The sequence below is a fragment of the Streptomyces alfalfae genome (genome assembly GCF_004127445.1).
Classification (GTDB): Bacteria; Actinomycetota; Actinomycetes; order Streptomycetales; family Streptomycetaceae; genus Streptomyces; species Streptomyces alfalfae.
The window spans coordinates 97,690-109,839 of record NZ_QEXM01000015.1 but is presented as its reverse complement, the minus strand read 5'-3'; the positions used below and the strand labels follow the sequence as shown (position 1 = coordinate 109,839).

General features: G+C 73.8%; 9 protein-coding genes and 1 pseudogene. 6 read left to right on the top strand and 4 right to left on the bottom strand.

What is annotated here, in order from left to right:
• Window positions 1-94 precede the first annotated feature (94 nt).
• Window positions 95-1,087: an EamA family transporter gene (locus DCW30_RS05395; protein ID WP_076686262.1), complete on the top strand. Its 993-nt coding sequence runs from the start codon at window positions 95-97 to the stop codon at window positions 1,085-1,087.
• On the opposite strand, the pseudogene DCW30_RS05390 reads toward DCW30_RS05395, so the two are convergent.
• The 3 genes and pseudogenes from DCW30_RS05390 to DCW30_RS05380 all read right to left on the bottom strand — a co-directional run.
• A pseudogene (locus DCW30_RS05390) lies at window positions 1,068-1,754 on the bottom strand (sugar phosphate isomerase/epimerase family protein); the annotation flags it as partial. The gene DCW30_RS05395 and the pseudogene DCW30_RS05390 overlap by 20 nt on opposite strands.
• Before the next feature lie 47 nt (window positions 1,755-1,801).
• Window positions 1,802-2,779 carry a bifunctional helix-turn-helix transcriptional regulator/GNAT family N-acetyltransferase gene (locus tag DCW30_RS05385; RefSeq protein ID WP_076686264.1) on the bottom strand — a complete coding sequence of 326 codons (978 nt, stop codon included), beginning with the start codon at window positions 2,777-2,779 and terminating at the stop codon, window positions 1,802-1,804.
• 75 nt (window positions 2,780-2,854) lie between these two features.
• Complete coding sequence (locus tag DCW30_RS05380) at window positions 2,855-3,454, bottom strand: LysE family translocator (RefSeq protein ID WP_076686265.1); 600 nt, start codon at window positions 3,452-3,454, stop codon at window positions 2,855-2,857.
• 28 nt (window positions 3,455-3,482) lie between these two features.
• On the opposite strand from DCW30_RS05380, the gene pdxR reads away from it, so the two are divergent.
• On the top strand, window positions 3,483-5,159 hold the full coding sequence (gene pdxR / locus DCW30_RS05375; RefSeq protein WP_076686266.1) for a MocR-like pyridoxine biosynthesis transcription factor PdxR: 1,677 nt from the start codon (window positions 3,483-3,485) through the stop codon (window positions 5,157-5,159).
• A 33-nt stretch (window positions 5,160-5,192) separates the two neighbouring features.
• Here the strand turns inward: pdxR and DCW30_RS05370 are convergent, their stop codons facing one another.
• Window positions 5,193-6,236, bottom strand: coding sequence for a LacI family DNA-binding transcriptional regulator (locus DCW30_RS05370; protein WP_076686267.1), 1,044 nt, complete (start codon window positions 6,234-6,236; stop codon window positions 5,193-5,195).
• Window positions 6,237-6,420: 184 nt separating this feature from the next.
• Here DCW30_RS05370 and DCW30_RS05365 point away from each other — a divergent pair, with 184 nt between their 5' ends.
• The 4 genes from DCW30_RS05365 (at window position 6,421) to recD2 (ending at window position 12,040) form a co-directional block, all read left to right on the top strand.
• A complete protein-coding gene (locus DCW30_RS05365) occupies window positions 6,421-7,572 on the top strand; it encodes a Gfo/Idh/MocA family protein (protein ID WP_076686268.1) in 1,152 nt (383 codons plus the stop codon).
• Entirely contained in the window at window positions 7,569-8,729 is a 1,161-nt protein-coding gene (locus DCW30_RS05360) for a dihydrodipicolinate synthase family protein (protein ID WP_076686269.1), read from the top strand. The genes DCW30_RS05365 and DCW30_RS05360 overlap by 4 nt, the downstream gene beginning before the upstream one ends.
• Entirely contained in the window at window positions 8,726-9,562 is an 837-nt protein-coding gene (locus DCW30_RS05355; protein ID WP_076686270.1) for a sugar phosphate isomerase/epimerase family protein, read from the top strand. The genes DCW30_RS05360 and DCW30_RS05355 overlap by 4 nt, the downstream gene beginning before the upstream one ends.
• A 240-nt stretch (window positions 9,563-9,802) precedes the next feature.
• Window positions 9,803-12,040, top strand: a complete 2,238-nt coding sequence (gene recD2, locus DCW30_RS05350) for an SF1B family DNA helicase RecD2 (protein ID WP_076686271.1) — start codon at window positions 9,803-9,805, stop codon at window positions 12,038-12,040.
• Window positions 12,041-12,150: the final 110 nt, after the last annotated feature.

Below are 12,150 nucleotides of genomic sequence, written 5' to 3'. Positions count from 1 at the left end.
GCCCGAACGACACCTCATACGTAAGCGTTGCTTCATCCAACCATGCAGAGATCCGTGCTGGTGCTACACGGTCCGGCCAGGTGATCCTCGACGCATGCGACCCGTACATGTCTGCCTGGCCGTCCTCGTCGCCGCCCTGTGGGGCGTCAACTTCGTCGTCATCGAAGTGGGGCTCGACCACTTCCCGCCGCTGCTCTTCTCCGCCCTGCGCTTCCTCGCCGCGGCCCTGCCCGCCGTCTTCTTCGTGGGGCGCCCCAAGGTCGCGTGGAAGTGGATCGTGGGGGTGGGACTCACCCTCGGCGTGGCCAAGTTCGGGCTGCTCTTCGTCGGCATGGACGCCGGGATGCCCGCCGGGCTCTCCTCGCTCGTCCTCCAGATCCAGGCCGTCTTCACCGCCCTCTTCGCCGCCGTGGCGCTGAGCGAAAGGCCCGGACGCGTACGGGTCATCGGCATGGCCGTCGCCCTCGCCGGGATCGGCGTCGCGGCCGTCGACGAGGGGGAGACCGGGCCGCTCACCGCCTTCGCGGTGGTCATCGGCGCGGCGGCGTGCTGGGGCGTCTCCAACGTCCTGACCCGCAAGGCGTCGCCGTCGGACTCGCTGAACTTCATGGTGTGGGTGAGCACCGTCCCCGTCCTGCCGCTGCTCGGCCTCTCCCTCCTCTTCGAGGGACCCGGGCGGGACGCGGAGGCCCTGCGCTCCCTCGACTGGTCGGGCGCGGGCATCATCGCCTACGTCGCCTGGGTCACGACCGTCTTCGGGTTCGGCGCCTGGGGGTTCCTGCTGCGCCGCTACCCCGCGTCCACGGTCGCCCCGTTCTCGCTCCTCGTGCCGGTCTTCGGCATGTCGTCGGCGGCCCTCGTCCTCGGCGAGCCGGTGAGCGGCCTGCGCTGGTGCGCGGCGGCCCTGCTGGTGGGCGGCGTGGCGCTCACCTCGTTCGCCGGCTCCGGCGGCGTCAGGCCGAGCGGCTCAGCAGGCGCGACAGATACTCCCGCCCCGGGCCGAGCAGTCGCGGCAGGGGCGCCGCGCCCTCGTACCAGCGCTTCTCGTACTCCCAGCACAGCCAGCCGTCCCAGCCCTCCGCGCTGAGCAGCGCCACGGTCTCGGCGAGCGGCAGCGTGCCGGCGCCCAGGGCCAGCGGGGTCGTGTCGTGCGGGGACGCGACGTCCTTGACCTGGACGTAGCCGAGGTAGGGGGAGAGGGCGGCGAAGCTGTCGGCGACGGACTCGCCGCCGAGCAGGGTGTGCATGACGTCCCACAGCGCGCCGACCCCGCGGTGCCCGACCGTGCCGAGGACCCGGGTGGCGTCCGCTCCCGTGCGGTGCGAGTCATGGGTCTCGAGGAGGATGCGCACACCGGCGTCGGCGGCGTGCCCCGCGGCGGCGCCGAGCCGCCTCGCGGCCGTCGCGTCGGCCTCTTCGGCGCTCTGCCCGGCGTCGCCGCCGGGGAAGACGCGGACGAAGGGGGCGCCGACGTCACGGGCGAGGGCGACGAGGGAGCGCACCTCGTCGAGGACCGGTCCGTCGTCGCCGGGCGCGGCCACGCGCGCGTACCCGGCGACGCCGAGGATGTCCACGCCGGCCGCCGTGAACTCGGCGGCGACGTCCGCCCGCTCGACGAGGCCGAGCCCGGGGTGCACGGGCTCCTCGGGGTGCGCGCGCAGCTCGACGCCCTGGTAGCCGTGGTCGGTGGCGAGCCGCAGCACGTCGGCGACCGGCAGGCCGGGCACGCCGAGGGTGGAGAAGGCGAGTTTCATGGTCCCGACAGTAGGCGGCGGGTGGGCCCGGTCACGCCCTCCGCCGCTCAGGCGGGCCTGTCGCCGAGGGACAGCCGCCAGTCCTGTCCGACGAGGTCGGCGCCGAAGGCGCGGTGCGGCTTCTCCCCGGCGAGGACGAAGCCGTGGCGCCGGTAGATCACGCGGGCGGCGGCGAGCACGTCGACGGTCCAGAGCACCATGTCCCGGTACCCCGCCTCGCGCGCGAAGCCGACGCAGGCGCTCACGAGCTCGTCCCCGATCCCGAGGCCGCGCGCGTCCGGCTCGACCAGCAGGAGGCGCAGCCGTGCCGTGCCGGGCTCCCCGTCGCGCACGCACATCACGCTCCCCACCGGGCGTCCGTCCAGCTCGGCGATCCACACCCGCTCCAGGCGCGGGTCGTGGTCCTGGGTGAAGTCCGCGACGATGCGGGCGACCAGCCCTTCGTACGCGGTGTTCCACCCGTGCTCGGCGGCGTACAGCTCGCCGTGGCGCTGCACGATCCATCCGAGGTCGCCCGCCCGCGACTCCCGGAGCCGCACGCCCGCGCGCCGCCGGCCGGTGCGTTCGAGGATGCTCCGCACGGTGCGCATGGCCGCCGTGAGGCGGGCCCGGTCGGCGGCCGGCACCTCGGCGACGAGCGAGCCGACGGCCTCCCGCGACCGCTCGTCGAGCAGGTCGGCGGCGTCGCGCCCCCGCGCGGTCAGCGTGATCCGCTGCCGTCGCGGATCGGGTGCGGACGGCGTCCGCTCCACGAGGCCGTCCCGCTCGAACTTGGCGAGCAGCCGGCTCAGGTAGCCCGCGTCGAGGGAGAGCGCGACCCGCAGGTCGGCCGCGTCGGTGTGGGGCGAGTGCGCCAGCTCGTACAGGACGCGCGACTCGGTGAGCGTGTACGGCACGTACAGATGGCGGCTGTAGTCGAGGGCGCCGATGAGGTTGGTGTAGAAGCGGTTGAAGGCCCGCATCTCCTGGATGGGCGCGCCCACGGCCGACGGCGCCTGAGCGGTCTTCTCCAGCGGTTTCGTCATGAGATCACCCGACCTGGCTTTGACTGAGTCAACAGTAAGCCGGGCCGCGCGTCGGCGGAAGCCCGCTGCCGCCGTTCAGAGGAACGCCAGGCGCGCGCCCAGCGCCGCGAAGGCCGCGGCGAACGTGCGGCGCATCCAGCCGACGACCCGGGGCCGGGCGATGACGTGGTGGCGCATGGCCGCGGCGAAGCGCCCGTAGGCCAGGAAGACCACGAACGTCATCAGCATGAAGTAGGCGCCGAGTTCGGTCATGCGCAGCAGGGCGTACGGCTCGCCGGGGGTCACGAACTGCGGCAGGAACGCGAAGAAGAACAGGGTCAGCTTCGGATTGAGGACGTTGATCAGCACGGCCGTCAGGATCGTGCGGCCCGCCGACCGCGGCTCCGGCTCCCGCTCGGCGGTCAGGTCGCTCTTGTCCCGCAGCGTGCTCCACGCCATGGAGAGCAGATAGGCCACGCCGAGGTACTTCAGGGTCTCGAACGCGACCGCGCTGGCGTTGAGCAGCGCCGCGAGGCCCGTGACCGCCGCGACCAGGTGCGGGACGACGCCCAGCGTGCAGCCGACGGACGCGATGACGGCGGCCCGGGCGCCCCGCGACAGACCCGCCGCGATCGTGAACAGCGCCCCGGTGCCGGGCGTCACGCAGACGACGAGGGAGGTGAGGAAGAATTCCATGCCCCGACCCTGTCGCCACAATGGCTCCATGAACAGGTCCAAAGGATCTCCCACGGACAGGACCATAACGGCCCCGGAGCCCGAGGAGCCGGGCCCGCATCCGCCGCCCCGCAGGCGGCCCGCCGACCGGCACACGGCCTCCGCGACGCCCGCGGTGTCGGCCACGTCCGACTTCCTCCAGCTGGACCCCCGTACCGCCCCCAAGGGCGGGCTCGCGAACTGGCTGGCGCGGGAGATCCGCTCCGCCATCGCGGACGGGCGGCTGGCCACCGGCAGCCGCCTGCCCGCCACCCGCACCCTCGCCGAGGAACTCCGCCTCTCGCGCGGCGTGGTGACCGAGGCCTACCGGCGGCTCGGCGAGGACGGCCACGTGGCGGGCCGGGGGCGCGGCGGGACCGTCGTCCTCGCCGTGCCGCACCGCCCCGCGCCCGCCCCGGCGGCGACCCCCGAGCCGCCCGCCGCCCCGGCCGGCCGGCTCTTCACCGCACCCACCGGCCTGGGCGTCTTCGAGGCCCTGCGCGCCGCCCCCGCCCGCATCGACCTCACCCCCGGCCGGCCCGACCTCGCGGCCTTTCCCCGCACGGCCTGGCTGCGCGCCGAACGCGCCGCCCTCGCGGAGCTGACCCCCTCCGCCTTCGGATACGGGGACCCGCGCGGCACCCCGGCCCTGCGCGCCGCCGTCGCGCGCTGGCTCTCCCGCAACCGCGGGATCAACGCCGACCCCGACGACGTGATGATCGTCAACGGCACGGCCCAGGCGCTGCGGCTCCTGGTCGACGTGCTGCACGCGGAGGGCGTCGACCGTGTGGCCGTGGAGGACCCGGGCTCCCTGGGCGTCCGCCAGCACCTGCACCCGCTGCCCACCCCTCCGGTCCCGGTCGACGCGCAGGGCGTCCGCGTCGACGCCCTGCGCGCCACCGGCGCCGCCGCCGTCCTGCTCACACCCGCCCACCAGTTCCCCACCGGCGTCGTGCTCGGCGGCGAGCGCCGCCGCGCGCTGCTGGGGTGGGCCCGCGAGGGCGGCCTGATCATCGAGGACGACTACGACGCCGAACACCGCTACGACCGCCCGGCCGTCCCCGCCCTCCGCGCCCAGCTCCCCGACCACGTCTGCTACACCGGCAGCATCTCCAAGCTCCTCGCCCCCGCTCTGCGCATCGGCTGGCTGCTCGCCCCGGCCAGGTACCGCCCCGCCCTCGTGGACGCCAGGCGCCTGGCCGACCTCGGCAACGCCGCGCTCCCGCAGGCGGCCCTGGCCCACCTGATGGAGAGCGGCGCGCTGGAACGCCACCTGCGCCTGATCCGCGGCCACCACCGCCGCCGCAGGGACGCGATGATCGAGGGCATCCGCACCCACCTGCCCGGGGCGACGGCGCACGGCGCGGCGGCGGGCCTGCACCTGACGCTGACGTGGCCCGACGCGACGGCCACGGGCGCGGCAACGGAAACGGACGAGCACGCGGACACGCCCCCGGCCACGGGCGCCGAGGCGGACACGGCCCTGGCCGCTGCGGCCCTGCACCGCGGCGTCAAGGTCCACCCGCTGTCCTGGCACGCCCAGCGCCCCCACGCCCCGGGCCTGGTCCTGGGCTACGCCGCCGTACCCCCCGCGCAGATCACGGAGGCGATGGCGGAGCTGGGCCGGCTGGCGCGGCGGCTGGGCATCGGGGGGTCGCGGGAAAGTCCCGGCGCCGCCATGGGGTGACGGGGGTGATTCGGGCGGGACTTCTCCGCGGCGCTACCGAGGAACCCCCGTCGACTTCCGGACCACCAGCTCGCCGCGCACCGTCGCCACGTCGCCCGGCGGCGGCTCCTCCTTGCCCATGGCGACGCGGCCCGCCCGGGCGCCCGCCTCGTACAGCGGGAGGCGGACGGTCGTCAGCGCGGGGACGGCGTCCCCGCTGAACGGCAGATCGTCGAAGCCCGCCACGGAGACGTCGTCCGGGATGCGCAGCCCCGCGCCGCGCAGCGCCGCGCAGGCGCCGATCGCCACCGTGTCGTTGGCGGCGACCACGGCGGTCAGGGAGGGGTCGCGGCGCAGGAGTTCGACGGTGCCGTCGTGGCCGGAGCGGCGGTCGTAGCGGCCGTGGACGGTGAGCGCCGGGTCGTCCTCGACGCCGTGTGCGGCCAGCGCTTCCCGGTGGCCCTCCAGGCGGTGGCGGGTGGTGGTGCGTTCCTGCGGGCCCGCGATATAGCCGATGCGGCGGTGGCCGAGGGAGATGAGGTGCTCGGTGATCCGCCGGCCGCCGCCGCGGTTGTCGAAGGTGAGCGCCACGGCGTCGGTGCCGGGGGCGGGCGGCCTGCCGCAGAGCACCACCCGTGAGCCCGCGTCCGCGAGGCGCCGCAGCTTTCCCGCCACCGCGGCGGCGTGCTCCGCGTCCTCGACCGCGCCGCCGGTGAGGACCACGGCGGCGGCGCGCTGGCGCTGGAGGAGCGTGAGGTAGGTCAACTCGCGCTCGGGGGAGCCGCCGGTGTTGCAGACCACGGCCAGCCGCTCGCCGCCCGCGCGCCCGCCGGGGCCGCCGATCTCGGACTGCACCGCGCTCGCCATGATCCCGAAGAAGGGGTCCGCGATGTCGTTGACCAGGATGCCGACCAGGTCGGACGTGGCCGCGGCGAGGGCGCTCGCGGGGCCGTTCAAGACGTAGTCGAGGTCGTCGACCGCGCGCAGGACGCGCTCGCGGGTGGCCGCCGCCACCGGGTAGTTGCCGTTCAGCACGCGGGAGACGGTGGCGGGGGAGACCTGCGCGCGGGCCGCCACGTCCGCCAGGGTCACGGTCATCTCGTCGTCCTTTGGTCACTGCCGTGGCCCGAAGCCCTTGTCCGAACCTTGTGCGGCAGGCTAGCTTCTGTCTAGATAGAAAGCGCTTACTACGGTGGTCGGTCGTCGGCCGCCGAGTGACGGCCGTCTCCTGGCGGCTGCCTGCCGCGAGCGCTCACCACGCCGCCCTTACGGAGGGACTTTCGTGACACGCAAGACGGTGCGGATCGCCATGAACGGCGTCACGGGACGCATGGGCCACCGCCAGCACCTGGTCCGCTCGATCCTGGCCCTCCGCGAACAGGGCGGCCTCGACATCGGCGAGGGCGCGGTGCTGTGGCCGGAGCCGGTCCTGGTCGGCCGCAGGGAGGACGCGCTGCGCGCCCTGGCCGGGCAGTACGGCCTGGAGCACTTCTCCACCGACCTCGACGCCGTCCTCGCCGACCCGTCCGTCGACATCTACTTCGACGCGCAGGTCACCTCCGCCCGCGAGGACGCCCTCAAGCGGGCCATCGCCGCGGGCAAGCACGTCTACACCGAGAAGCCGTCCGCCACCGGCCTCGCCGGGGCCCTGGACCTCGCCCGCCTGGCCGAGGAGGCCGGCGTCAAGCACGGCGTCGTCCAGGACAAGCTCTTCCTGCCGGGGCTGCTCAAACTGAAGCGGCTCATCGACGGCGGCTTCTTCGGCCGCGTCCTGTCGGTGCGCGGCGAGTTCGGCTACTGGGTCTTCGAAGGGGACTGGCAGCCCGCCCAGCGCCCGTCGTGGAACTACCGCGCGCAGGACGGCGGCGGCATCGTCGTCGACATGTTCCCGCACTGGGAGTACGTCCTGCACGAGCTGTTCGGCCGCGTGCGCACCGTCCAGGCGCTCACCGCCACGCACGTCCCGCAGCGCTGGGACGAGCGGGACAAGCCCTACGACGCCACCGCCGACGACGCCGCGTACGGCGTCTTCGAGCTGGACGGCGGCGTCGTCGCGCAGATCAACTCCTCCTGGGCGGTGCGCGTCAACCGCGACGAACTGGTCGAGTTCCAGGTCGACGGCACCGAGGGCTCCGCCGTCGCGGGCCTGCGCAACTGCCGCGTGCAGCACCGCAGCGCCACGCCGAAGCCCGTCTGGAACCCCGACCTGCCCGCCACCCACTCCTTCCGCGACCAGTGGCAGGAGGTGCCCGACAACGGCGAGTTCGACAACGGCTTCAAGGCCCAGTGGGAGCTGTTCCTCAAGCACGTCTACGCCGACGCCCCCTACCGCTGGGACCTCCTCGCGGGCGCGCGCGGCGTGCAGCTCGCCGAGCTGGGCCTGAAGTCCTCGGCCGAGGGCCGCCGCGTCGACGTGCCGGAGATCGCGCTGTGACCACCCTCCTGCTCCCCGTCGCGGGCGGCGGCACGCGCGCGTACACCCCGCGCGCCGAGCCGGCGCGGTTGACGGCGGGCGGCCCGCCGCTCACCTCGCGCACCGTCTTCTCCGCCGCCCACGTCGTCGCCGACCCGTTCGCCGACGTCTCCCCGGACGGCCCCGCCGCCGTCGACTGGGATGCCACGCTCGCCTTCCGCCGCCACCTCTGGTCGCACGGCCTCGGCGTCGCGGAGGCCATGGACACCGCCCAGCGCGGCATGGGCCTGGACTGGCAGGGGGCGGCCGAGCTGATCCGCCGCTCGGCCGGGGAGGCGAAGGCGGCCGGCGGCCGCATCGCCTGCGGCGTCGGCACCGACCAGCTGACCGTGCCCGCCACGCTCCCGCAGGTCGTCCGGGCGTACGAGGAGCAGCTCGCCCTCGTCGAGGAGGCCGGCGCCCAGGTGATCCTGATGGCCTCGCGGGCCCTCGCGGCGGCGGCCGCCTCACCGGACGACTACCTGGAGACGTACGGCCACCTCCTGCGCCAGGCGAGCGAGCCGGTGATCCTGCACTGGCTCGGTCCCATGTTCGACCCGGCCCTTGAGGGCTACTGGGGCTCGGCGGACCTGGACGCCGCGACGGAGACGTTCCTCGCGGTCATCGCCGCCCACCCCGACAAGGTCGACGGCATCAAGGTCTCGCTCCTCGACGCCGGGCGCGAGGTCGCCCTGCGCCGCCGCCTGCCGCGGGGCGTGCGCTGCTACACCGGCGACGACTTCCACTACCCCGAACTGATCGCGGGCGACGACCACGGCTTCAGCCACGCCCTGCTGGGCATCTTCGACCCGCTGGGGCCGCTGGCCGCCGAGGCGGTGCGGATGCTCGACACGGGGGACGTGACGGCCTTCCGCGGGCTCCTCGACCCCACCGTCGAGCTGTCGCGCCACCTGTTCCAGGCGCCCACCCGCTACTACAAGACCGGCGTGGTGCTCCTCGCCTGGCTGGCCGGGCACCAGACACACTTCTCCATGGTGGGCGGCCTCCAGTCGGCCCGCTCCCTGCCGCACCTGGCCCGCGCCTACGAACTCGCCGACGGACTCGGCCTGTTCCCCGACCCGTCCCTCGCCGCCGCCCGCATGCGGGCCCTGCTGACCGTCCACGGAGTACCGCGATGAGCGCCGCCCCGCCCCTGTCCCGGCTCAGCGTCAACCAGGAGACCATCAAGCAGTGGTCCCTGCCCGAACTGGCCGAGGGCTGCGCGAAGGAGGGCGTCACCTCGGTCGGCCTCTGGCGCGCACCCGTCCAGGCGTACGGGGTCGAGCGCGCCGCCCGGCTCATGCGCGAGTCGGGCCTCGCGGTCACCAGCCTGTGCCGGGGCGGCTTCCTCACGGACACCGCGGGGGCGGCACGCGCGCGTGCCCTCGACGACAACCGCGCGGCGATCGACGAGGCCGCGGCGCTCGGCGCCGACACGCTGGTCCTGGTCTCCGGCGGACTGCCGCCCGGCAGCAAGGACCTCGCGGGGGCCCGGGAGCGCATCGCGGACGGCCTCGCGCTCCTCGGCCCCTATGCCGAGGAGCGGAGCGTGCGCCTCGCCATCGAGCCGCTGCACCCGATGTTCGCCTCGGACCGCTGCGTCGTCTCCACCCTCGGCCAGGCGCTCGACCTCGCGGAACGCTTTCCGGCGCGGCAGGTGGGCGTGGTCGTGGACACGTACCACGTCTGGTGGGACGACCAGGCGCCCGCGCAGATCGCGCGGGCGGGCGCGGGCGGGCGCCTGCACGCCTTCCAGCTCGCGGACTGGATCACTCCGCTGCCCGCGGGCGTCCTGCTCGGCCGCGGGCAACTGGGCGACGGATGCGTCGACTTCAGGGCCTTCCGCGACCTGGTGGACGCCGCCGGGTACGACGGCCCGATCGAGGTCGAGATCTTCAACGAGGCGCTGTGGGAGCGGGACGGCGGCGAAGTGCTGCGGGAGACGGCCGAACGCTTCCGCACGCACGCGTGAGCCGAAAACATTCCTCCGCGACGGCGTGCAACCCTCCGGCCACGAACCGTGTCGTACTTTGCGTCAGGACTTCCAGGGGGGATCTGGGGGGATCCGGGGGGACACGGAATTTCTGGCATTCGGGGGAGGGAGCGAAGGGGCCCGGTCGACGGACCGGGTCCCTTCGGAGTTCCGGCGACCGGGCGCCTGCGGGGCCCGGGCGGCGTGCCGCCTGTCAGTGCCGGGCTGTAGCGTCGGACCATGTCGAGTCCAGCAGCGGCCGCCGCGGTGCTAGAGGGGGTCCTCGAACGCATCACGTATGCCAACGAGGAGACGGGTTACACCGTGGCGCGCGTCGACACCGGGCGCGGCGGGGGAGACCTGCTGACCGTCGTCGGCTCGCTGCTCGGCGCGCAGGTCGGCGAATCCCTGCGGATGCAGGGCCGCTGGGGCTCCCACCCGCAGTACGGCAAGCAGTTCACCGTGGAGAACTACACGACGGTGCTGCCCGCCACCATCCAGGGCATCCGCCGCTATCTGGGCTCCGGGCTCATCAAGGGCATCGGCCCCGTCATGGCCGACCGCATCACCACCCACTTCGGCGTCGACACCCTCGACGTCATCGAGACCGAGCCGAAGCGGCTCGTGGAGGTGCCGGGCCTCGGCCCCAAGCGGACCAGGATGATCGCCGCCGCCTGGGAGGAGCAGAAGGCCATCAAGGAGGTCATGGTCTTCCTCCAGGGAGTGGGCGTCTCCACCTCCATCGCCGTGCGGATCTACAAGAAGTACGGCGACGCCTCCATCTCCGTGGTGAGGAACGAGCCGTACCGCCTCGCGGCCGACGTCTGGGGCATCGGCTTCCTGACCGCCGACCGCATCGCCCAGGCGGTCGGCATCCCGCACGACAGTCCCGACCGCGTCAAGGCGGGCCTTCAGTACGCCCTTTCGCAATCGACCGACCAGGGCAACTGCTACCTCCCGGAGGAGCGCCTCATCGCCGACGCGGTGAAGCTCCTCCAGGTCGACACCGGCCTCGTCATCGACTGCCTGGCCGATCTCGCGCGGGAAGAGGAGGGCGTCGTGCGCGAGACGCTCCCGGCCCCGGACGGCGGCGACGACGTCACCGCCGTCTATCTCGTCCCCTTCCACCGCGCCGAACTCTCCCTCGCCGCCCAGCTCCTGCGGCTGCTCAAGACGCCGGACGACCGCATGCCCGCCTTCCGCGACGTCGACTGGGACAGGGCTCTGGCGTGGCTCGCGAAGCGCACGGGCGCCCAGCTCGCCCCCGAGCAGCAGGAGGCCGTGCGGCTCGCGCTGACGCGGAAGGTGGCCGTCCTGACCGGCGGGCCCGGCTGCGGCAAGTCCTTCACGGTCCGTTCCGTCGTCGAGCTGGCCCGCGCCAAGAAGGCCAAGGTCGTCCTCGCCGCCCCCACCGGACGCGCCGCCAAGCGCCTCGCCGAGCTGACGGGCGCGGAGGCCTCCACCGTGCACCGCCTGCTGGAACTGCGGCCCGGGGGAGACGCGGCGTATGACAAGGAGCGTCCGCTCGACGCCGATCTGGTCGTGGTCGACGAGGCCTCGATGCTCGATCTGCTCCTCGCCAACAAGCTGGTCAAGGCCGTGCCGCCCGGCGCGCACCTGCTCTTCGTGGGCGACGTCGACCAGCTCCCGAGCGTCGGCGCCGGCGAGGTCCTGCGGGACATGCTCGCCGACGGCAGCCCCGTGCCCGCCGTCCGGCTGACCCGGATCTTCCGCCAGGCGCAGGAGTCCGGCGTCGTCACCAACGCCCACCGCATCAACTCCGGGGTGCCGCCGCTCACCCAGGGCCTGAAGGACTTCTTCCTCTTCGTCGAGGAGGAGACCGAGGACGCGGGCCGCGTCACGGTGGACGTCGCCGCGCACCGCATCCCGCGCAAGTTCGGCCTCGACCCCCGCAGGGACGTCCAGGTCCTCGCGCCCATGCACCGGGGCCCCGCGGGCGCGGGCGCCCTCAACGGCCTCCTCCAGCAGGCCGTCACGCCCGCCCGCCCCGGCCTGCCCGAGAAGCGGTTCGGCGGCCGGGTCTTCCGCGTCGGCGACAAGGTCACCCAGATCCGCAACAACTACGAGAAGGGGCGCAACGGCGTCTTCAACGGCACGGTGGGCGTCGTCACCGCCCTCGACCCGGACGAGCAGCGGCTCACCGTCCTGACCGACGAGGATGAGGAGGTTCCGTACGACTTCGACGAGCTGGACGAGCTGGCGCACGCTTACGCGGTCACGATCCACCGCTCCCAGGGCAGCGAGTATCCGGCGGTGGTGATCCCCGTCACCACGGGCGCGTGGATGATGCTCCAGCGCAATCTGCTCTACACCGCGGTGACACGCGCGAAAAGGCTGGTCGTCCTCGTCGGATCGCGCAAGGCTCTTGGACAGGCCGTGCGCACGGTCTCTGCGGGCAGGCGCTGCACGGCCCTGGATTTCCGGCTCGCGGGCCGCCGGTTCCCGGCTCAGGGATGATTTGATCGATCAAACGAGTCGGAAACGTCACACAGCACTTTCGCAACCGGGGCGAAGGGGGCAGGATGAGCAGGTTGGCGGCACTGAGTGCCGTCAATAGGCCCAATGGT